Consider the following 22559-nt stretch of genomic DNA (forward strand, 5'->3'; position numbering starts at 1 on the left):
TAGAGATAATGATAATCGTTATCAACTAAAGAGAAGTAGGGTGTGACATGGGAAAGTTTTTAATGCGTTTAGATGTTTTGATTATATTATTAGTAATTGCAACGTTCTTCTCTATTTTTATAGGTGTTTCAGAAGTAAAACCTTTACATATATTAAATTTAACTGACGAACAGAAGAACATTTTAGTGTCGAGTAGAATTCCGAGAACAGTCAGTATTATTATCTCAGGGAGTTCATTAGCTATTTGTGGACTGATTATGCAACAGTTAACAAGAAATAAATTCGTTTCTCCAACAACTGCAGGGACAATGGATTGGGCGAGATTAGGTATATTAATTTCTCTTATCGCGTTTCCAGAAGCCAATATACTACTTAAATTATTATTTGCTACATTATTAAGCTTATTTGGAACAATGCTATTTATGCAAATTCTCCGTAGAATTCAATTTAAAGATGTTATTTTTATACCGTTAGTTGGTATCATGCTCGGAAACATTGTGTCGAGTTTTTCTTCTTTTGTTGCATTACGTACAAATGCTGTACAAAGTATTGGTAATTTTATGCAAGGTAATTTCTCAATTATTACAAGTGGTAGATATGAAATTCTTTACATTAGTATTCCGTTATTGATTTTAGCGTTTATATTTGCGAATCAATTCACGATTGCTGGTATGGGTAAAGATTTCAGTGTGAATTTAGGACTTAATTATCAAAAAGTCGTCAATATTGGACTTATCATTGCATCAATTATTACAGCACTTGTTGTTGTAACAGTTGGTATGATGCCATTCTTAGGATTAATTATTCCTAACTTAGTTTCAATATTCAGAGGAGATCATTTGAAAAATGCATTGCCGCATACAGCAGTATTTGGTGCATTGTTTGTGATGATTTGTGATGTTATTGGAAGATTAATTATATTCCCTTATGAAATTACAATTGGTTTAACAATAGGTGTTATTGGTAGTTTCATATTTATAGTATTGCTGATGAAAGGACGTTCTAGAAATGCTCAATAAATTAACCCCCGTACATAAATTAATCCTTTTATCTGTGTTAACGCTATTAATTGCAGCACTTTATTTACTTTATAACATTAATCCTAATATATTGGAGTACCAATTAACCGGACGTGTTAGAAAAGTTATCGCAATGTTATTAGTAGGTGGCAGTATTGCAGTTTCGACGGTTATTTTCCAAACAATCACAAATAATAGAATTTTAACACCATCCATAATTGGTTTAGATGCAGTCTATATGTTTATTAAAACGTCTTTAATATTTTTATTTGGTTCAACATCGACTGTCGTACTCAATAATCATCTTAACTTTTTAATTACATTGGTAGGTATGATTCTATTTAGTTTATTCTTATTCCAAATATTGTTTAGGTCTAAAGATCAAAATGTATTCTTCATATTACTACTAGGTATTGTTTTTGGAACCTTCTTCTCAAGTTTATCTAGTTTTATTGAAATGATGATAGATCCTGAAGAATTCTTATCAATACAAAGTGCAATGTTCGCAAGCTTTGGTGCAATAAATGAAGGTTTACTTACGATATCAGGCATTGTTTTATTAATTATGATATTCATTGCTTTTAAGATAAAGAACTACTTAGATGTATTGTCATTAGGGCGAGATCAAGCTATTAACCTCGGTGTTAATTATACAAATGTAACGAGATGGTTGATGGTTATGGTTGCACTACTTGTTACAATTTCAACAGCACTCGTTGGCCCCATTACATTTTTAGGTCTACTTGTCGTGAATTTAGCACATGAATTCATCAAAGAATTCGAACATAAATACATATTACCGGCTTCAATACTCATCAGTTGGATCAGCTTATTTTTAGGTCAATGGGTCGTGGAGCACTTGTTTGAAGGTAATACAGAAATAAGCATCATGATTAACTTTATAGGTGGCATTTACTTTATATTCTTAATTTTAAAGGAGCGTAATGTAGCATGATTAAAGTCGAAGGATTAACAAAAGCTTATCATCATCATAAAGTTGTTGATGAAGTAGATATAGAAATTGAAAAAGGTAAAATCACATCATTCATTGGTCCAAACGGGGCAGGTAAAAGTACGGTCTTAGCTATGGTTAGCCGCTTAATCGATAAAGATAACGGTAAAATTACGATAGACGATCAAGATATCGCTTCAATGAAAAGTAATGAGCTTGCTAAGAAACTAGCAATTTTAAAACAAGCTAATCATACAGAACTTAAGATTTCAGTAAGACAACTTGTGAGTTTCGGAAGATTTCCATATTCAAAAGGTAAATTAAAAAAAGAAGATCAAGATATGATTGATAAAGCGCTAGATTATTTAGGACTCACTGAAATTCAAGATAAATACTTAAGTGAGCTATCAGGTGGTCAAAGACAAAGAGCTTATATCGCGATGACGATAGCTCAAGATACAGAATACATTCTATTAGATGAACCATTAAACAATCTAGATATGAAACATTCTGTACAGATTATGAAAATCTTAAGAAGACTTGTGAAAGAAATGAACAAGACAATCGTAATCGTTATACATGATATTAATTTTGCTTCATGCTATTCAGATAGAATTATCGCGATCAAAGAAGGTAAAGTTGAAATCGCTGGTATTAAAAACGATGTTATTAATGAAGATGTATTACGTGACATTTATGACTTAGAAATTAAAATTCAAGAAATTAATGGTCAACGTATTTGTGTCTATTTTGATGATGAATACATCGAAGAAGAAGAAATTAAAACATTAGCTATGTAGCAAAATTGATATCACATTGAAAGGAGTGATGTTTGTAGTTTGTTGGGCAATAGGGTTTTGGACGCATAATTTATCATAATATTTGAAGGAGAGACATCGATAATGAAAAAAGTTTTCAGTTTTATTTTAATTGCAGTATTATCAGTTGTACTTGTAGCATGTGGAAGTAATTCAAGTAGTAAAGAAAAATCATCAAAAGATGATACTAAGAGTGAGTCTAAAACAGTAGAAATCCAATCGAAATATCAAGTTCGTGGAGAAAAGAAAGATGGCAGTGATTCAAAAACTGTAGAAGAAAAAGTAAAAGTACCAGTTAACCCTAAAAAAGTTGTAGTATTAGACTACGGTGCTTTAGACACAGTTGAAGCTTTAGGTGCTAAAGATGCAGTTAAAGGTGTACCTAAAGGTGAAGGTGGCGCATCATTACCAAAATTCTTAGATGCATTTAAAGGTGACGACATTGTAAACACAGGTTCAGTTAAAGAAGTAAACTACGATAAAGTTGCAGAAATTCAACCAGACTTAATCTTATTCTCTGGTCGTACAGCTGGAACTGAAGTACAAGATGAATTGAAAAAAGCAGCACCAGATGCAGCGCGCTTATACATTGGTGCAGATGATAACAATTACTTAGAATCAGTAGAAGAAAACACAACTAACTTAGGTAAAATCTTCGACAAAGAAAGCAAAGCAAAAGAATTAAATGCTGATTTAGATAAAAAAGTAAAATCTGCTAAAGATAAAGCTAAAAAATCAGACGACAAAGCAATGTACTTATTAGTTAACGAAGGTGAATTATCTACATACGGTCCAGGAGCTAGATTTGGTAGCTTAATCTTTGATGTATTAGGTGTTACACCAGTAGATAAAGATATTAAAGCAAGCAGTCACGGACAACCAATCAGTTATGAATATATCAATGAGAAAAACCCTGGAATCATCTATGCTATGGACAGAGGTCAAGCAATCGGTGGTAAATCAACTGCTAAGCAAGCATTATCAAATGATGTGATTAAAGATGTAGATGCAGTTAAAAACAATAAAGTTGTTAACGTAGATGCACAATTGTGGTACTTAGCTTCAGGTGGCGTAAGAACAACTGAAAAACAAGTAGACGAAGTTATTAAAGGTTTAGAATAATAACATAAGAGAAGCATGGGACGCGATGTCCCATGCTTTTTTTCGCTATTAAAGTGTAAATAAGGGAGTTTGTTAGTAACACTTTATGAGAGAAGTGTAAATAAGAGGTGCGTTAGTAACACTTTGTGGGAGAAGTGTAAATAAGAGGTGCGTTAGTAACACTTTGTGGGAGAAGTGTAAATAAGAGGTGCGTTAGTAACACTTCGTGGGAGAAGTGTAAATAAGGATGCTGTTAGTAACAATTTATAGGAGAAGTGTTACTAAGATTTTAACTTAATTAGAAATATAGAATTGTTTTTTAGCGCTGACTCCTGCGGGAACAGCATGATTCGAAGACTACAGGCTGAGAACATGCCCGCGGAAAGCATGCGCAAAAAATACCATAAAAGTCTAAGACTCCTTCAACATAAGAAAAGCATGGGACGCGATGTCCCATGCTTTTTTACTTATTCTAAAGGTTCTCCGATGATTCGAACTTCTCTTTTAAGTTCTACACCAAATTTTTCTTTAACGACTTTTTGAACATGTTTAATGATGTTCTCATAGTCTGTAGCAGTTCCATTATCAACATTAACGATAAATCCAGCATGCTTGGTAGAAACTTCTACGCCACCTATTCTATGGCCTTGTAATTCAGCATCTTGAATAAGTTTACCTGCGAAGTGGTTTGGTGGTCTTTGGAACACACTTCCGCATGAAGGGTATTCTAAAGGCTGTTTATCTTCACGACGTTGTGTAAGATCATCCATAGTAGCTTGAATGGAATGAATGTCACCATCTTGCAATTTAAAAGTTGCTTCTAGTACGACTAGGTGTTTACGTTGAACAATACTTGTACGATAGTCCAATTCTAAGTCTTCACCTTTAATGATATGCAACTGACCAGTATCATCGACTGCTTTAATATGGTCGATACAATCTTTGACTTCACCGCCATATGCACCAGCGTTCATATATACTGCGCCACCGACAGATCCAGGTATACCACAGGCAAATTCTAAACCAGTTAAATGGTGATCTCTAGCACGTCTTGAAACATCAATAATTGCTGCACCACTTCCACATGTAATAGATTGATTTTTCACCGTTATTTGATCGAATTGTAATAAGCTTATAACAATTCCTCTTATACCACCATCACGGATGATAATATTAGAACCATTCCCCAAAAATGTAAGTGGAATTTGATTGTTATAAGCAAATTCTATTATCTTTTGTACTTCTGTATAAGAAGTAGGTGATAAGTAGAAATCTGCATTGCCACCAGTTTTTGTGAAAGTATATTTTTTAAGTGGCTCATTTACTTTTATAAGGGATTTTGGGAGAAATTTAGAAAGCTCCTCCAAAATTGTATGATTCTCCAACGCACGACGTCCTTTCTGTATTATGCTCTCACATTATTATATCAAGATTTATCATCTTAAGCGAATGGGTTATTTTTTATGTTTTTGAACAAGTTGTTGAAACCATTTTTGTTTTTGAGCTTCGTAATCTTTTATACTATTTGCTTCAAGTAAAGCAGCTTTCTTAAATGATTCAAATGTTTTTATGACATCTGTATCATTTGTTAAAAGTGACTCTACAGTTAAATAATCATATAACATTTGATTGTTTTGTTCAACAATATGTAAACGTGCTGTTTGCTTCAAGCTTATCATGTCTTGGAATTGAGCCATCATGACTTTTTTATTGTAACCATTATGTAATCGATATATGCGGTGATAATTGAGTCTTTTTTCATCAAGGCTTGTTATATCGTGAAGAGACTTAACTGTAACAAGTACATCTACGATAGGTTCTGTAACATATTGTGTTTGTTTCGTACCACCGATATGGAATACATCTATCACTGGCGTATCAAGTAAATGTATTAATAATTGTTGAATACTTTCAAAATTTAGTTTAAAATCATCTGATGATTGTAGTTGAATAAAGGGTTGTGGAAGTTTAAGCATAATATCTCCTTTCTAAAATCCATGCATGAATATACTATATAACATTTTCATTATCCATGAAATTATGTATAATACAAGTGAAACAGGGGTGCAATGATGAAAATTAAATTATTTTATTTAATGATATTTGTTCTTGTTTTAATTATTGCAGCTTGTGGTAACGAATTACATTCAGATCTTCAAAAGTATAAAAGGGAAATGAAACCTATTTATAAAAAAGAGAATTCAATTCTGAAAGATATAGATAAATTAAGATTAAATCAGTTAGATCAACTTATTGGTACGGAAGTAACAGTTGAAAAACGCAAAGAATTGAATGAACTTCAAGATAAACTCGAAAAACAAATTATACCTGAAGTTAAAGATCTTAGTAAACAAGCTCATAATATAAATGTAAGCACAAATGAGGTTCAAGATGCTCATAATATTTACATGAGTAATATAGCAAAGAAAGAAAAAACGTTAGAAGAATTAAATGAGTACATTTCATTATTTAAACAATCCATCCAATCTAATGAGAAAATATTAGACTATACAGATGTATTCGAACAGAATAAATCAGATGCAGAGAAAAATGCTAAATTAGCTAAAAATAATCCTGAAGATAAAGAAGATTATGATGCACTTGTTTCTGTTATTGATAAGAATAGTGAAGAATTAAGTACGAAAGCTAAATATTTAAATGATACTCAAAATGTGCAAGATAGAGCGGACTATATTGAGAAAGATATTATCCCGCTATTTTCTAAAAACATTAAATCACTGAATCAAACGAATATTTCATCTAAACGTGTCAATGAGATGAGACAAGCTCAAATTGAAGTGTATTATACTTTAATTAATTACTATAAAGAACGTAAAAAAGGTATTCTTATTGAAGATAAACTTCAAAAAGTCCAAGTACAAAATGGCGTAAGTTCGCAATTTAGTTACTTAGGTAAAGATGAAAAGTACAACAAAGCGATAGATAGACTAGATAAATAAAACACACCAAATACATTGTTTTATGTAATCGGTGTGTTTTATTTTATTGCTTATCAATTGGATCTTTAGGTTTGTCTTTGTTGCGTTTTGATAAATATATATTTTTACCTATAAGTGAAATGAACCATATAGAAAATGCTATTACAAGAATATACGATAATGCAGGTTGGTTTTTAAAATCAAATAAAAATAAGACAGAAATAATAAGTAAACATGCATTGATCGTATCAATCATACCCCATCTTTTAATAAGTACTGGTGAAGTATTTTTGGACAAATTTCGCACCTCCTTAATATATATTAACAAGTATACCAAAATTGTCTTGTGGTTAATATTATAGATTACGGGTAAAGATAATAAAGATAATTATTAAAAATAGAATTTGCCATATAAATGGATAAATGATATAGTGTTCAATTGTATTGGTTAAATTATGATAGAGGTGAATTAAAATGGTCGTGAAATTAACTTCCATCGATCAATTTGAAAAAGTACTCAATGATAATCCAAACGTATTTGTTATGAAACATAGCAGTACTTGTCCTATTTCAGCAAGTGCATATGATCAATTTAACAAATTCTTATATGAAAGAGATATGGATGGTTATTACTTAATTGTTCAAGAAGAAAGAGAATTGTCTGATTATATAGCTGATAAAACTGGAATCAAACATGAATCCCCACAAGCATTTTACTTTGTTAATGGTAACGCTGAATGGGATGCAGATCATGAAAATATCACAGTCGCAAGTTTATCGAAAGCAGAAGAGTAAGTGAAACATATGCAAACAGTCTGATTGGACTGTTTGTTTTTTTGTTAATTGAAGTAAAAAACAGTATAATGAATAAAGATAAAAAGCATGAGGTGAAAATTATGAGAGTATTAGTTGCGATGGATGAGTTTGATAGTATTTTATCTAGTTACCATGCAAATCGATTTGTCGAAGAAGCAATAAAGTCTCAATTTAATGAAGCAGATATAGTACAAGTCCCATTATTTAATGGTCAAAGAGAAGTTATAGATTCAGTATTATTATGGCAATCTGGCACTAAATATTCAGTGGATCATCATGACGCTTATATGAGACCAAAGTCGTCTTCATATGTTGTAACAGAGAAAGATATCATCGTTATAGAAGCGGGTAAAGTCTTAACGTCAAGTGAGGATATTATTAAACCACTTGAAACTTCATCATTTGGACTAGGAGAAGTGATTTTAGAAGCGCTGGATGAAGACAGCAAAGAGATGCTAATTTCAGTCGGTGATGTTGCGAGTTACGACGGTGGACTTGGTATGTTACAAGCATTAGGTGCTAAATTCTTTGATGCTGAAGGTAGTTTTATAGATGTTAGCAAAGGTGCTAAATGGATTAAATATATAAGAACAATTGATTTATATGATTTAGATAAAAGGTTAAAAGATAAAAATATCAAAGTCATAACAGACTTTGAATCGAAGTATTATGGTAAGAATAGTCGCATCATGAAAGAACAAGCAATCAATCAAATTGCTGTTGAAGATGCTGTCTCAATTGATAATGCTTTATGGTATATAAGTGAACTATTTAAGAGCCAACATAAAATCTTATTAGGTAAAGAAGAACGCGGTGGTGCAGGAAGTGGCTTAGCTGCCTTGTTTAATAGTCTATGGGACGCGCAACTTGTTACAGGTGGAGACGTCGTAAATGAGCTTACTTATTTAGATAAGTTGATTGAACAAGCTGACTTAATCGTTTTCGGTGAAGGTTTGAAACCTAATCAACAATTGTTAGAAACGACGTCTGTTAGAATTGCTGAACTTTGTAACAAATATCAAAAAGTCAATATTGCGATATGCGCAACAGATGAAAAGTTTGATCAATACTTAGAACAAGATGTAACAGCTATGTATAAAGTATTTAATAAAGATCAATATTCAATGAGTGATTTAGAATTAGGTATAGCTTTAAGACATTTAACTACACAATCGCTAAGATTATTAAAAGCTAATATATAAAAATAAGAGCCTGAGACACTGTAATTGTCTCAGGCTCTTATATATTGTTTTAAGACTGTTGTTCAAATTCTGATACGATACCGACTATTGTATGGACTGCTTTTTCCATAACATCAATGGAAGCATACTCGTACGGTCCGTGGAAGTTTGCGCCACCTGTAAATAAATTAGGTGTTGGTAATCCCATGAATGAGAGTTGTGAACCGTCTGTACCGCCTCTAATAGGTTCAATAATAGGTGTCATACCTAATGATTTAATGACTTTCTCAGGTATATTCACAAGTTCAGGTTGTGGCTTGATTTTTTCACCCATATTGTAATACTGATCTTTGATTGTTACAGTAATCAGTTCTTGATCATATTTATGATTTAATACTTTTGCGATATCTAATAAATGATTTTTTCTACGTTCGAACTGTGCTTTATCATGATCGCGAATAATATATTGTAGCGTTGCTTTCTCAACTGTACCTGACATGTCAGATAAGTGATAGAAGCCCTCATAGCCTTCAGTATGTTCAGGTACTTCATCACTTGGCAATTGATCATTAAATGCCATTGCTAAAGTGTTAGCGTTAACCATTACGTCTTTAGCAGAACCTGGATGAACGTTTACACCGTTAACTTCAACGACTGCAGAAGCGGCATTAAAGCTTTCGTATTGTAATTCGCCTTCTAGGCTACCATCTAAAGTATAAGCAAAATCAGCGTTAAATCGTTCAACATCAAAATGATGTGGACCTCTACCAATTTCTTCATCTGGTGTAAAGCTGAATCTAATCTTGCCGTGTTTAATTTCAGGATGTTCTAATAAGTAAATGATCGCTTCCATAATCTCAACGACACCGGCTTTATCATCAGCACCTAGTAAAGTTGTACCGTCTGTTGTCATTAATGTATGACCAATCACTTTTTCAAGTTGTGGGAAAGTTTTCGTGCTTAATACTTTGTCAGTATTACCGAGTGTAATATCTTCTCCATTATATTGCTCTACAATAACAGGATTAACATTTGATGCATGGTAATCTGGAGACGTATCAATATGTGCCAATAACCCTATAGTAGGTACATCCTTTTCTGTATTTGACGGTAAAGTGGCCATTAAATACCCTTTATCGTCTACGTCAACTTCAAGATTTAATGCTTTAATTTCTTCTTCAAGCATACGGATTAAGTCCCATTGCTTTTCAGTAGATGGTGTACTTTCACTTGCTGCATCAGCTTGTGTATCTACTTTTACATATCTTGTTAATCGATCAATTAGACGTTGTTTCAAATTGCTCGCTCCCTTTACATCTATTTACGTTATTTATTATACGCTTTTTTGTTTCTTAGAAGCAAAAGAATGCTTTGCTCTGACATAGATTTGAAAAATGATTTCAGAACATAAAATACCAAACGCGATCGCACCAGAAATAAGTGTCGCTTGTAGTGTTGTATTAATCGCAACATCATAATTGTTGATAACTAAGTTTTTAGTTGCATCATAAGCTAAGCCTCCTGGAACAAGAGGGATAATACCGGCAACTATAAAGATAATCATTGGACGCTTATAATAACGACTCATAATATGACTCATTAACGCTAAGGCAAAGCTACCATAGAATGATGCTTGTACTTTATCGATGCCAAAGTCTAACGAAATGGTATAAATCATCCAGCCCATCGCACCAACAATACCACATGCTATTAATAGTCTCTTAGGTGCATTAAAAATGACAGAGAAAAATAACGTTGCGGTAAAACTTAACAAAATTTGATATATATAATCTAACATTTAAAGCACCTCCTTAACTAAGTAGTAATACGATTGCGACACCAGCACCAATAGCAAATGCCGTAAGTGCCGCTTCTACACCTTTAGATATACCTGCAAGCAACTGTCCTGCCATTAAGTCTCTGATTGCATTTGTAATCAAGACACCTGGTACAAGTGGCATAACAGAGGCGATTGTAATTAAGCTTAAATTCACGCCAATAAAGAAATTCACACTAATGGTTGCGATTGTAGCAATAATTAATGAACTAATAAATTCTGTGAAGAATTTAATTCTAATCGTATTATGGACGAGGGACATCGTTAAATATCCAACACCACCTGCAATGAATGAAGGGATGACTTCAGCTTGTTTACCACCAAACATTGGTAAGAAACAGGCTGATGCTATCGCTGCAGCTAATACTTTTAACCAAAATGGAAATTGTAATGAAGCATGATGTAAATGGATCAGTTCTGATTTAGCTTCATCAATCGTGAGTTCATTGTTAGCTATTTTACGTGATATTTGATTCGTTAAAGAAATTTTCTCTAAATCTGTCGTACGTTCATCTATTCTAATCAGACGTGTGTTTGTTCTGTCATTAAGCGAGAATATAATCGCAGTAGATGTTACAAAGCTATGTGTATTTTCTAAACCATAACTTGTAGCGATTCTTGCCATTGTATCTTCAACTCGATATGTTTCTGCGCCACTTTCTAAAAGTATGCGACCGGCAGTCATGACAACATCAATGATTTTATTTTCATCTATAATCGTGAAGTCTTGTATCTCTTCCATAGTAACCTCCAGTTTCGTATTGAATTTTATGTAAATAATCAAATTAAAAACGATTCAACAAAAAACATAGAATTGCTAGAGGCAATTCTATGTTCAGTTTATAACTTAATAATTGGATTGAACATTACTTTGTTTTGACCTTGTAATTTGGCTTCATGTAACATATCATCCGCATCTTTAAATACGCGACGTTTAGATTTGTTATCTTGCTCACTTAGATAGCCTACACCAATTGAAACAGATAGTTTAATTGTTTCTTTGTTAGGTAAGTGGAAAGTAGATTGTTGAACACTATCTCTAATGCTTTCCGCTAATTTAATAGCACTATCTAATGTTTCGCCAACAAGAATAATTGAAAATTCTTCTCCGCCGTTACGAAAAGCTTTAACATCTTTAGGTAAATAGTTGATTAACAATTGCGACATTTGTTTTAAGACCGCGTCTCCAGCCTTATGAGAATACGCATCGTTCACGTCTTTAAATCCATCAATATCAATCAATAACAATGCCATAGATTGGTCTTGTTCAGTTATTTGTTCAGTCGTCTTATTTAAATAACGATCGAACTCTTTAACATTTCCTAAACCAGTTAAGTAATCAACGGATTCTTCATTTTCATATCTTGAAATTAAATTTTTCAAGATCCAAATGTCTCTATAAACACTTGCACTAATAATACTTAGGATAAAGGAAACTGGCACAAGAAACAACCATTCATTGAGCCATGCATCAGGATTTAAAAAGATAAGTGTTATCGCAATAATCATAATGCTGATTAAATACAATAATTGAATACTCACGAAATCACTTTGTTTAAGAAAAGGACCTATCATCCCAACAACAATTGCAATAATCAGTAAATGGATATCTTCTAAAAATGGTGTACCCATTACAAATATGTCAAATAGTACAATAACTACGGCACTTAAAACAGAATAAAATAAATTAGTAAATCTTCCTAAGAAGAGAATAGGTATAAAACTTAAAGAGAATGCATAGTCATGATACTGTATAGGATTAGATATTAATAATATTGAAACACCTGTCATTAAGATGGTGATATAATTTTGTGAAAAAGTCACAGTTCTCGTTTCGCTATATTGTATTCGATGGTATAGATAAAATGCTGCAATAGTTACAGATATATTGAATATAATTGCTTGTATCATTTAACACCATCCTTCATTTAGTAAGCCATATGATATTGTAATCTATTAGATTGCTTTTGTCACGATATAACAGGTTATTTTGTTAAAAAAGTTTCTTTTTTCACATGTTTGCTTATAAAGCTAGTTTATACGTAAAAATATTTGATTTCAAAAATGTGGTATACTATTGTTTTTATAGCATGTAGAATGAAATTTTGATATTCTAGAAGTAATGTTTTAATCAAATTCGGTGCAACTACAAAATGAAGGTGACTCAATGTTTACTTTACAACTAATATTACTAACTATGATTGTAAGTTTAATACTAACACCTTTAGTTATCGTTCTTTCTATTAAAATTGGTGCTGTTGATATGCCAAACGTTAGAAAAGTTCATACTAAACCCGTATCAGTATTAGGTGGCTCAGTCATTTTAATATCTTTTCTCATCGGTTTATGGTGGGGGAAACCAGTAGAACATGAAACAATTCCTATTATACTAGGTGCGATTGTTATCTATATTATAGGCTTAGTAGATGATTTGTATGATATGAAACCACTTGTTAAATTAGCAGGTCAAATTGCTGTATCTTTAATCGTCGTTTTTAACCACGTCACATTAGATTTTATTACATTACCATTTGGTGTAGTAATTGAATTTGGAATATTTAGTATTCCAATGACAATCTTCTGGGTTGTTGCAGTAATGAATGCAATCAACTTAATAGACGGTTTAGATGGTTTAGCTTCAGGCATATCATGTATCGCTTTAGTAACAATAGGATTTATCGCAATATTACAGCAGAACATCTTTATCATGATGATATGTAGTGTGTTAATAGGATCATTATTAGGATTCTTAGTATTTAACTCACATCCTGCTAAAATATTCTTAGGTGACAGTGGGGCATTACTATTAGGTTATATAATCGGTGTGTTATCACTATTAGGCTTTAAGAACATTACATTAATATCGCTATTCTTCCCAATGGTTATACTAGCAGTACCATTTATCGATATGTTATTTGCAGTAATACGTAGACTACATAATCGTCAATCTATCGTTCAAGCAGATAAATCGCATTTACACCATAGATTATTAGATTTAGGTTATACACATAGGCAAACCGTCATATTAATCTATATGATTGCCATATTATTCAGCATATCAAGTGTCATCCTTTATTTATCACCACCATACGGCGTATTAATGATGTTTGTCATGATATTAATAACAATAGAATTAATCGTAGAATTTACAGGACTCGTAAATGTAAATTACAGACCAATATTAAATTTATTAACAAGGACAAAGTATAAAAAAGAACGCTAATGTCGATTAGCGTTCTTCTTCTTTATTATATGGAAATGGTAGTGCGATGATATCTTGTCTGTTTAATTCGTACTTACCTTGGTTGACTTCGTTTAAGAAATCTATAAATGGTTCTTCTTCTGATGCTATTACATGTATGGTGTATGTTACTTTGTCTGTATATGCAGTATCTACAAGTTGATAATCAGTTTGTTGTAACTCATGCTCGAAGCGTCCTGTTTGATCATAGTCTAATGTTACTTCAAATGGTATTGCATCTAATAAAATAATTCTGCCTACTTCTTTAATAACTTGGCTGACTGCACTTCCATATGCACGTATTAATCCACCTGCGCCTAATTTAATACCACCAAAATATCTTGTAACGACAACAACAACATTATGAAGTTGTTGTTTTTTTAATACTTCTAACATAGGCACGCCTGCTGTTCCTGATGGTTCACCATCATCATTTGCTTTTTGGATAAGCATTGTAGGACCGATAACATAGCTAGAGCAATTATGTGTTGCATCATGATGTTCTTTTTTCTTTTGTTGTATGAATGCTTTCGCTTCTTCTTCAGTTTCTGCAGGATGAATGCTCGCGATAAATCTCGATTTATTAATGACAATTTCAGTTTTATGTGCTGATTTGATTGTAATTAGTCCTTCTGCCATGTTAATACTTCTCCCTTTACATCGTAATCTGTTACGATTATTATATACTATTGAAATTAGTCGGGAAAGGATTGTATGAATTGAAGAATAAATTATTGATGTTGTGCTTAGTGTTGTCTATCGTGTTAGCAGCTTGTGGATCCAAAGAGGAAGAGAAACAAACGACTGACGAAGCGGACGATAGTCAAGGTGTCCTATTAGATGAAAAAGGAAATCCGAAAGATACGATTCAAGTAAATAAAGATACTGAAAAAGCTGTCAAAGAAGCTATTGAAAAAAATAGAAAGTCTTTAAATGATGGTGATGTAGAAGCTTACATTAAAACAATTGACACAGATTCAAAACAACTAGACGTTAAAGAGGAAGAAAAAGTGTTGAAAGATACACTTAAAAGTTATAAATTTGATAAAAAAATATCCAATATTAAGTTTTTAGAACAGAAAAAAGATCAAGTGGTTGTATTCTATAATGTGGAAACAACAGCTCATCCTAAGAATGGAAGTAAAGATGAGAAAAAAACATTTAACCAAGTTGTGACGCTTGTTAAAAAGGACGGCACATATAAATTTTCTAAAATGGCACAGGCAGCAATTTAGTTTATAAACTTCTTTTCAAATAACCAAGAATTAGATATGATGAGTATGGAAGAGAATCAAGGAGGATAACTTTATGAAGATTGCTGTTATAACAGATTCAACAGCATATTTAGATCAAGCATATATAGATAAATATAATATTAGAACAATTGCGCTTAATGTTATATTTAATGATGAAGTTTATAAAGAATTGTCAGAGATAAGTACAGAAGATTTCTATAAAAGAATGAGAAATGAAAAACAATTACCGACAACATCTCAACCAGCTATGGGTCAATATGTGGAATTACTTGAGAGTTTGAGAGACGAAGGATATACAGATGTGATTGCAGTTCACTTATCAAGTGGTATAAGTGGTACATACCAAACAGCTGTGACGTTAAACGATATGGTAGAAGGTATAAACGTACATGCATTTGATTCTGAAATCTCTTGTTCAGTACAAGGTTTCTATGCTTTAAAAGCAGCTCAGCTTATCGAGCAAGGTATGACAGTTATTGATAATATTCTAGAACAATTAGAGAATATGAAACAAACAACAAATGCATATTTCATAGTAGATGATTTAAATAACTTGAAAAAAGGTGGCCGCTTAAATAGTGCACAAGCATTAGTCGGTACGATGTTACAAGTGAAACCATTGTTACACTTCGTTGATACTAAAATTGTCCCTTACGATAAAGTGAGAACAAAGAAAAGAGCAATGAAACGTATTGAAGAACAATTAGCTAAAGAAGTTGAAGGTTATAAAAACTTATCTATTGTTATTATTGAAGGAAATGATAAAGAGACAGCACTTTCTTGGAAAGCGCAAGTTGAAGAACAATTCCCTGATGCACAAATTATTATGAGTTATTTTGGACCAGTAATTGGGACGCATTTAGGAGAAGGTTCATTAGGTTTAGGATTCACAACGACCGAATTAGATTTAAGTATATAATATAACTACAGCACAAAAAGCCGAGGCTTTTTGTGCTTTTTTATGGAGGTTAGTATGAAATTATACGGACGTATATGCCGAGATTTAAATGATATAACGACTGAAAAAGTTAAATATACTAAACCTGGCGTGTCTTTTGTTCAAGGTAAATATATTTGTAATCAGTGTGGTAACAAAGAACAATCATTGTTTTATCAGTATTTTTGCCACCATTGCGAGCAAATTACAACCTATTGCAGATATTGTATTGCACTTGGTAAAGTTCAAAGTTGTAAAGATATTTATGTCATTGAGAGTTTGCATGAAGTATCAGAATGTCGTTATCAGTTGGATTTTGAATTAAGTGAACAGCAACAACTCGCATCCTCTAAAATTAAAGACGCTATTTTAAAGCAAGAACATTTATTACTCCATGCTGTGACAGGTGCAGGTAAGACAGAAATGATCTTTGAAGGTATATCGCAAGCTCGAAAAAATGGTATGAATGTTGCAGTTGTATCACCAAGAGTAGATGTCGTGAAAGAAGTTTATTTAAGGCTAATAAACGCATTTAAAGATGAACACATTGATTTAATGTATGAAGGACAATTTGCTCAGTTTAACAGTTCGTTTGTCGTATCGACTGTCCATCAACTTATACGCTATGACGGACATTTTAATGTGATCATCGTTGATGAGGTAGATGCATTTCCGTTAGAAATGGATAATCAACTGATGCATACCATTCGAAAAGCTTCTTCAGAACAATCTAGTCATATTTATTTAACTGCAACGCCTAACAAGCAACTCCTTTCTAAGTTTAATCACAATCAAATAATTAAACTCCCCGCAAGATATCATAAACATCCATTACCAGTTCCAGAATTTCAATTTAATAACATTAAAGAAAATAAACTCAATCAGAAGTTACTTGCGTTTCTTAAATCCCAAATAGAACAGAATAGAAAGACATTTGTCTTTTTTCATAATATTGATTATATGGAACAAATATTTAAAGTATTTCAAAGTTACTTTTTAAAAATTGAATATGTATCCAGTCATGATGAGATGAGGCATGAAAAGGTAACGCGTTTAAGAAATGATGAAATAGACATTATGTTTACAACGACAATATTAGAAAGAGGCGTTACGCTAGAAAAATTAGATGTCGTCATCGTGCATACAGAAAAGTTTACAAGCAGTGCCATCATTCAAATTGCAGGTCGTGTAGGTCGAAAATTATCTTGTCCAACTGGCAAGGTATTGTGTTATCACGAAGGTATCACACGAAATATGATACAGGCGAAACGAGAAATTATTGCAATGAATGATTTAGCCCGTGAGAAAGGATGGTTAATTTGAATAGGTGCATAATTTGTCAAAATCATATCAATGAAGTGATCGATTTGTTAAATCTTTTTTCAAGGCAATCTTTAATATGTGAGCAATGTGCCAATCAATTAGCATTTAATCATGAAGCAAGACGATGCAAAAGATGCTTGAAAGTAATGTCTGAAGAAGAGGAGGATTGCTTAGATTGTCAGTGGCTTTCAAATAAGTATACATTGATCAATCAACTTTATACGCTGTATGACTATGATGGTCTTGTCAAAACGCTCATACAACAATATAAGTTGAATGGAGATGTTGCACTCAATCAAGTGTTTCAATTACCACCGAAATTATTTAAGCAATATGATTATGTTATTCCGGCACCTATTCATCCTAATAAGTTAGAACAGCGAACATTCGATCATGTAACAACGGTATTGGATAATCAAAAAATTAAATATATACAGATTTATGAAACTGAAGAAAGGCAAAAGCAATCAGAATTAACTAAAATAAAAAGGTCATTTCAGCATAATCCATTTAAAATAAATAAAGACATAGACTTTGAAAATAAGAGAATATTACTCATAGATGATATTTATACAACAGGGTTAACAATTCACCGCTTAGCAGAACTTTTATTTATTAGAAAAATCAGAAAAATAGATGCCTTAACATTTGCAAGAGCGGTAAATAATGATAAAATATAGGTAGGAAGAAACACAAGAGAAATTGAGCGTTAAAGGAGTCGGTGTTTTATGATCAGATTTGAAATTCATGGTGAAAACATCACAGTGACTGATCCGATAAGAAATTATATTGAGGACAAAGTAAGTAAACTAGAAAGATATTTTACTAATGTCCCAGAGGCGATAGCCCACGTTAAAATCAAAACTTATCAGGATTCTAGAAGTAAAATTGAAGTAACTATTCCGTTGAAAGATGTTACTTTAAGAGCTGAAGAAAGACATGAAGATTTATATGCTGGAATCGACTTAATAACTAACAAACTCGAAAGACAAGTACGTAAGTACAAAACTAAGGTTAATAGAAAGTATCGCGACAAAGGGCGAGATAAAGATGTCTTTGCAGTAAGTCCAGATTCAGCTGCACCTGAAGAAGTTGAAGAGAATGATAGCGATAATGAAATTGAAATCATTCGTTCTAAGCAATTTGCTTTGAAACCAATGGATTCTGAAGAAGCAGTATTACAAATGAACTTACTAGGACATGATTTTTACATCTTTACTGATGCAGAAACAGATGAAACAAGCATCGTTTATAAACGTAAAGATGGTAAATATGGACTAATTGAAACTTCAATACAATAAAAATCATTTACACGAACTGGTGCAGAATTTCTGCACCAGTTTCTTTGGCTATTGATAGCTTTTCATCTACAGAGGTGGTAATCTTAAATAGTGTAAAAAGAGATATAAACGTGTTATGATATATTGTTGTAAGATTACTAGTTTTCTAGTTGAAGGAGAGAACAAAATGGGTTTTTTATCAAAAATAGCTGATGGTAACAAACGAGTTGTTAAATCACTCGGAAAATTAGCAGATCAAGTCATCAATTTAGAAGATGAAATTGCTAAATTAACAGATGATCAATTAAGAGAGAAGACAGAACAATTCAAAAAAGAATTGTCAGAAATAGAAGATTATAAAAAGCAAGAAAAATATTTAGACAAAATACTACCTGAAGCATATGCAATCGTAAGAGAAGCATCTACAAGGGTATTTAATATGACACCATTTAAAGTACAAATTATGGGTGGTATTGCCATTCATCGTGGTGATATTTCAGAAATGAAAACTGGTGAAGGTAAAACATTAACAGCAACAATGCCAGTTTATTTAAATGCGCTAACAGGTAGAGGCGTTCATGTTGTTACAGTCAATGAATATCTATCAAGTTCACAAAGTGAAGAAATGGCGCAATTGTATAATTTCTTAGGTTTATCAGTTGGACTTAATTTGAATTCAATGGATACGAATCAAAAGCGTGAAGCATATGCAGCAGATATCACGTATAGTACAAATAATGAACTTGGATTTGATTATTTAAGAGACAACATGGTTACGTATAAAAAAGACCGTGTTATGAGACCTCTTAACTTTGCCATCATTGATGAGGTTGACTCAATTTTAATTGATGAAGCGAGAACGCCACTTATCATTTCAGGCGAAGCAGAAAAATCAACAACGTTATATACACAAGCTAATGTATTTGTAAAAATGCTTAAAGGTGAAGATGATTTTAGTTATGATGAAAAAACTAAAGCTATCACTTTAACAGAACAAGGTATTGATAAAGCTGAACGCATGTTCAAAATTGAGAACTTGTTTGACGTGAAACATGTTAACTTAATGCATCATATAAATATCGCGTTAAAAGCAAATAGAACAATGTTTAAAGATAAAGATTATGTTGTTGATGATGGTGAAATTATGATTGTCGACCAATTTACAGGTCGTACAATGCCAGGTCGAAGATTCTCTGACGGCTTGCATCAAGCAATTGAAGCAAAAGAAGGTCTAGAGATTCAAAATGAATCTAAAACGATGGCATCTATCACGTTCCAAAATTTCTTTAGAATGTACAATAAATTATCAGGTATGACTGGTACAGCTAAGACAGAAGAAGAAGAGTTCAGAAATATTTACAATATGACTGTTACGCAAATTCCAACAAATAGACCGATACAACGTATAGACGAAGCGGATTTAATTTTTGCATCTCAAAAAGGTAAGTTTGATGCGGTTGTTAAAGATGTGATTGAGCTTCATAAGACAGGTCAACCAGTATTATTAGGTACAGTTGCCGTTGAAACAAGTGAATATATTTCACAACTATTAAAGAAAAAAGGCGTTAGACATAACGTGTTGAATGCGAAAAACCATGAACGTGAAGCGGAAATCATTTTAAATGCAGGTCAAAAAGGTGCAGTAACCATTGCAACTAACATGGCCGGTCGTGGTACGGATATTAAACTTGGAGAAGGCGTTGTTGAACTTGGTGGTTTAGCTGTAATTGGTACAGAACGTCACGAGTCAAGACGTATTGATGACCAATTAAGAGGACGTTCAGGTCGTCAAGGTGACGTTGGTCGAAGTAGATTCTACTTATCATTACAAGATGAATTGATGGTTCGTTTCGGATCAGAACGTATGCAATCTTTAATGGGTAAATTAGGTATGAATGATGATACACCAATTGAATCTAAAATGGTTTCTAGAGCAGTAGAATCTGCTCAAAAACGAGTTGAAGGTAATAACTTCGATGCACGTAAACGTTTATTAGAATACGATGATGTACTAAGAAAACAACGTGAAATCATTTACGGTGAGCGTAATGATATTATTGAAAAAGACGATGTACAAGACATTGTTAAAGATATGATTAAATCATCATTAGAGCGTGGCGTGAACTATCACTTCGCAACAAACGAAGAAGAAATTGATTTTGAAGCACTCGTTCAATATATTGAAGACTCATATGTACCACAAGATGCAATTAAAGTTGATGATATTCGTGGTAGAGATTATGAAGATATCGTAGAAATTGTATTAGAAAAAATTAAAACACAATACAAAGCTCAACAAGAAGACTTTGGTGATCAAATGTCTGAATTTGAACGTATGATTGTGTTAAGAACAATAGACCGTAAATGGACTGATCACATTGATACAATGGATCAATTACGTACAGGTATCCACTTAAGATCTTATGGTCAAATCAATCCACTTAGAGAATATCAAAATGAAGGTTTGGATTTATTTGAAACAATGTTGAATGAAATAGAAGATGAAGTAAGTAAATACATTCTTAAATCAACTATTGATCGTGGTGAACAAGTTGAACGTGAACAAGTTGAAATAGGTGAAGCTAAACATGTGAGTGCGAATGATGGTAAAGAAAAAGTTAAACCAAAACCTATCGTCAAAGATGAACAAGTTGGCCGAAACGATCCATGTCCATGTGGTAGTGGTAAGAAATATAAAAACTGTCATGGTCAAGCATAAAGGAGTAATTTTATGGAATTAACGGAAATTAGACAAACATTAAATAAAAATAATGAAAAATTAATGAATATCAGGGGGTCTCTTTGACTTAGAAAATAAAGAGACGAACATTCAAGAATACGAAGAAATGATGGTTGATCCATCATTCTGGGACGATCAGAATAAAGCGCAAGACATCATTAACAAAAACAATGCATTAAAGTCTGTAGTCGGTGATTTTCATACATTAAATCAACAGATTGAAGATTTACTTACGACTGTTGAATTGTTACAAGAAGAATATGATGAAGACATGCACGAAATGCTTGAGCAAGATTTAAAAGCGTTACAAACAGACATCGATCAATTTGAATTGAAACTACTACTTAATGGTGAACATGATGAAAATAACGCAATATTAGAATTGCATCCAGGCGCAGGTGGTACAGAATCTCAAGATTGGGGTTCAATGCTGCTTAGAATGTATCAACGTTTCGCAGAACAAAAAGGATTCAAAGTAGAAACGTTAGATTATCAAGCTGGAGATGAAGCGGGCATTAAAAGTGTCACAATTCTTATCAAAGGTCATAATGCATATGGATATTTAAAAGCTGAAAAAGGTGTCCACAGATTAGTGCGTATTTCTCCATTTGATTCATCAGGAAGACGTCATACATCATTTGTATCTTGTGATGTAACACCTGAATTTAATAATGAAAAAATAGAAATAGAAGTTAATTCTGAAGACATTTCAGTCGATACTTATAGAGCATCTGGTGCAGGTGGACAGCACGTCAACACGACTGATTCAGCTGTTCGTATCACACACCAACCAACTGGTATCGTTGTAACATGTCAAAATGAAAGATCACAAATTAAAAATAGAGAACAAGCTATGAAAATGTTAAAAGCGAAACTCTACCAAAAAGAACTTGAAGAACAAGCAGCAGCTCTAGATGAAATTAGAGGCGAACAAAAAGAAATTGGATGGGGTAGTCAAATACGTTCATACGTATTTCATCCATATGCTATGGTTAAAGATCATAGAACTAATGAAGAAACAGGTAATACAAATGCAGTTATGGATGGTGACTTAGACCCATTTATCGATGCATATTTAAGAAGCCAAATTAATGAAAAATAATTTAAAGCAAGCAGCTA

General features: G+C 32.5%; 23 protein-coding genes. 15 read left to right on the top strand and 8 right to left on the bottom strand.

Annotation, left to right across the window (positions count from 1 at the left end; translation table 11 throughout):
* Window positions 1-47: 47 nt before the first annotated feature.
* From LQ673_RS00085 to LQ673_RS00100, 4 genes are all read left to right on the top strand, one after another.
* Window positions 48-1019: an ABC transporter permease gene (locus LQ673_RS00085; protein ID WP_025905417.1), complete on the top strand. Its 972-nt coding sequence runs from the start codon at window positions 48-50 to the stop codon at window positions 1017-1019.
* On the top strand, window positions 1009-1974 hold the full coding sequence (locus LQ673_RS00090; RefSeq protein WP_159315308.1) for an iron chelate uptake ABC transporter family permease subunit: 966 nt from the start codon (window positions 1009-1011) through the stop codon (window positions 1972-1974). The genes LQ673_RS00085 and LQ673_RS00090 overlap by 11 nt, the downstream gene beginning before the upstream one ends.
* On the top strand, window positions 1971-2771 hold the full coding sequence (locus LQ673_RS00095; protein WP_126476667.1) for an iron ABC transporter ATP-binding protein: 801 nt from the start codon (window positions 1971-1973) through the stop codon (window positions 2769-2771). Before LQ673_RS00090 ends, LQ673_RS00095 begins: the two co-directional genes overlap by 4 nt.
* A gap of 102 nt (window positions 2772-2873) precedes the next feature.
* A complete protein-coding gene (locus LQ673_RS00100; RefSeq protein WP_159315307.1) occupies window positions 2874-3911 on the top strand; it encodes a ferrated catecholamine ABC transporter substrate-binding lipoprotein SstD in 1038 nt (345 codons plus the stop codon).
* A gap of 446 nt (window positions 3912-4357) precedes the next feature.
* Here LQ673_RS00100 and murB read toward each other — a convergent pair whose 3' ends face one another.
* A complete protein-coding gene (gene murB, locus LQ673_RS00105) occupies window positions 4358-5275 on the bottom strand; it encodes a UDP-N-acetylmuramate dehydrogenase (RefSeq protein ID WP_025905421.1) in 918 nt (305 codons plus the stop codon).
* A 69-nt stretch (window positions 5276-5344) separates the two neighbouring features.
* The gene (locus tag LQ673_RS00110; RefSeq protein ID WP_159315306.1) at window positions 5345-5866 is read right to left on the bottom strand and encodes a GrpB family protein; all 522 of its coding nucleotides are present in this window, start codon (window positions 5864-5866) and stop codon (window positions 5345-5347) included.
* A 96-nt stretch (window positions 5867-5962) separates the two neighbouring features.
* Here LQ673_RS00110 and LQ673_RS00115 point away from each other — a divergent pair, with 96 nt between their 5' ends.
* On the top strand, window positions 5963-6850 hold the full coding sequence (locus LQ673_RS00115; protein ID WP_037588729.1) for an EMYY motif lipoprotein: 888 nt from the start codon (window positions 5963-5965) through the stop codon (window positions 6848-6850).
* A 43-nt stretch (window positions 6851-6893) separates the two neighbouring features.
* On the opposite strand, the gene LQ673_RS00120 is transcribed toward LQ673_RS00115, so the two are convergent.
* Window positions 6894-7127, bottom strand: coding sequence for a hypothetical protein (locus tag LQ673_RS00120; RefSeq protein ID WP_025905424.1), 234 nt, complete (start codon window positions 7125-7127; stop codon window positions 6894-6896).
* Between the two features lie 176 nt (window positions 7128-7303).
* Here LQ673_RS00120 and ytxJ point away from each other — a divergent pair, with 176 nt between their 5' ends.
* Together ytxJ and LQ673_RS00130 are read left to right on the top strand one after the other, a co-directional pair.
* Window positions 7304-7624, top strand: coding sequence for a bacillithiol system redox-active protein YtxJ (gene ytxJ, locus LQ673_RS00125; RefSeq protein ID WP_025905425.1), 321 nt, complete (start codon window positions 7304-7306; stop codon window positions 7622-7624).
* Between the two features lie 101 nt (window positions 7625-7725).
* On the top strand, window positions 7726-8847 hold the full coding sequence (locus LQ673_RS00130; RefSeq protein ID WP_037588731.1) for a glycerate kinase: 1122 nt from the start codon (window positions 7726-7728) through the stop codon (window positions 8845-8847).
* Between the two features lie 49 nt (window positions 8848-8896).
* On the opposite strand, the gene pepT is transcribed toward LQ673_RS00130, so the two are convergent.
* The 4 genes from pepT to gdpS form a co-directional block, all read right to left on the bottom strand.
* Window positions 8897-10123 (bottom strand): peptidase T, encoded by a 1227-nt coding sequence (gene pepT / locus LQ673_RS00135; protein WP_191836345.1) that lies wholly within the window; start codon window positions 10121-10123, stop codon window positions 8897-8899.
* Window positions 10124-10159: 36 nt separating this feature from the next.
* Entirely contained in the window at window positions 10160-10624 is a 465-nt protein-coding gene (locus LQ673_RS00140; RefSeq protein ID WP_025905428.1) for a threonine/serine exporter family protein, read from the bottom strand.
* Between the two features lie 13 nt (window positions 10625-10637).
* Window positions 10638-11405: a threonine/serine exporter family protein gene (locus LQ673_RS00145; RefSeq protein WP_037588735.1), complete on the bottom strand. Its 768-nt coding sequence runs from the start codon at window positions 11403-11405 to the stop codon at window positions 10638-10640.
* A gap of 98 nt (window positions 11406-11503) precedes the next feature.
* The gene (gene gdpS, locus LQ673_RS00150; RefSeq protein WP_037588737.1) at window positions 11504-12574 is read right to left on the bottom strand and encodes a GGDEF domain-containing protein GdpS; all 1071 of its coding nucleotides are present in this window, start codon (window positions 12572-12574) and stop codon (window positions 11504-11506) included.
* Between the two features lie 256 nt (window positions 12575-12830).
* Here gdpS and LQ673_RS00155 point away from each other — a divergent pair, with 256 nt between their 5' ends.
* Complete coding sequence (locus LQ673_RS00155) at window positions 12831-13886, top strand: glycosyltransferase family 4 protein (RefSeq protein WP_191836344.1); 1056 nt, start codon at window positions 12831-12833, stop codon at window positions 13884-13886.
* Between the two features lie 6 nt (window positions 13887-13892).
* On the opposite strand, the gene LQ673_RS00160 is transcribed toward LQ673_RS00155, so the two are convergent.
* Window positions 13893-14543, bottom strand: a complete 651-nt coding sequence (locus tag LQ673_RS00160) for a YigZ family protein (RefSeq protein ID WP_191836343.1) — start codon at window positions 14541-14543, stop codon at window positions 13893-13895.
* A gap of 80 nt (window positions 14544-14623) precedes the next feature.
* On the opposite strand from LQ673_RS00160, the gene LQ673_RS00165 reads away from it, so the two are divergent.
* The 7 genes from LQ673_RS00165 to prfB all read left to right on the top strand — a co-directional run bounded on the left by LQ673_RS00165 (window position 14624) and on the right by prfB (window position 22542).
* Entirely contained in the window at window positions 14624-15139 is a 516-nt protein-coding gene (locus tag LQ673_RS00165; RefSeq protein ID WP_239704776.1) for a hypothetical protein, read from the top strand.
* A gap of 73 nt (window positions 15140-15212) precedes the next feature.
* Window positions 15213-16079 (top strand): fatty acid kinase binding subunit FakB1, encoded by an 867-nt coding sequence (gene fakB1, locus LQ673_RS00170; protein ID WP_037588743.1) that lies wholly within the window; start codon window positions 15213-15215, stop codon window positions 16077-16079.
* 54 nt (window positions 16080-16133) lie between these two features.
* Entirely contained in the window at window positions 16134-17420 is a 1287-nt protein-coding gene (locus LQ673_RS00175; protein WP_191836341.1) for a DEAD/DEAH box helicase family protein, read from the top strand.
* 44 nt (window positions 17421-17464) lie between these two features.
* Entirely contained in the window at window positions 17465-18100 is a 636-nt protein-coding gene (locus tag LQ673_RS00180) for a ComF family protein (protein ID WP_191836340.1), read from the top strand.
* Window positions 18101-18148: 48 nt separating this feature from the next.
* Complete coding sequence (hpf, locus tag LQ673_RS00185) at window positions 18149-18721, top strand: ribosome hibernation-promoting factor, HPF/YfiA family (RefSeq protein ID WP_037588746.1); 573 nt, start codon at window positions 18149-18151, stop codon at window positions 18719-18721.
* A gap of 166 nt (window positions 18722-18887) precedes the next feature.
* Window positions 18888-21419: a preprotein translocase subunit SecA gene (gene secA, locus LQ673_RS00190; protein ID WP_037588747.1), complete on the top strand. Its 2532-nt coding sequence runs from the start codon at window positions 18888-18890 to the stop codon at window positions 21417-21419.
* Window positions 21420-21431: 12 nt separating this feature from the next.
* Window positions 21432-22542, top strand: a protein-coding gene (gene prfB, locus LQ673_RS00195; RefSeq protein WP_126476659.1) for a peptide chain release factor 2 whose coding sequence is annotated in 2 segments (ribosomal slippage) — window positions 21432-21503 and window positions 21505-22542 — 1110 coding nt in all. Because the reading frame shifts where the segments join, the coding sequence is not laid out codon by codon here.
* Window positions 22543-22559 lie beyond the last annotated feature (17 nt).

The sequence above is a fragment of the Mammaliicoccus sp. O-M54 genome (assembly GCF_022386035.1).
In the GTDB taxonomy this organism is placed as follows: Bacteria; Bacillota; Bacilli; order Staphylococcales; family Staphylococcaceae; genus Mammaliicoccus; species Mammaliicoccus sciuri_A.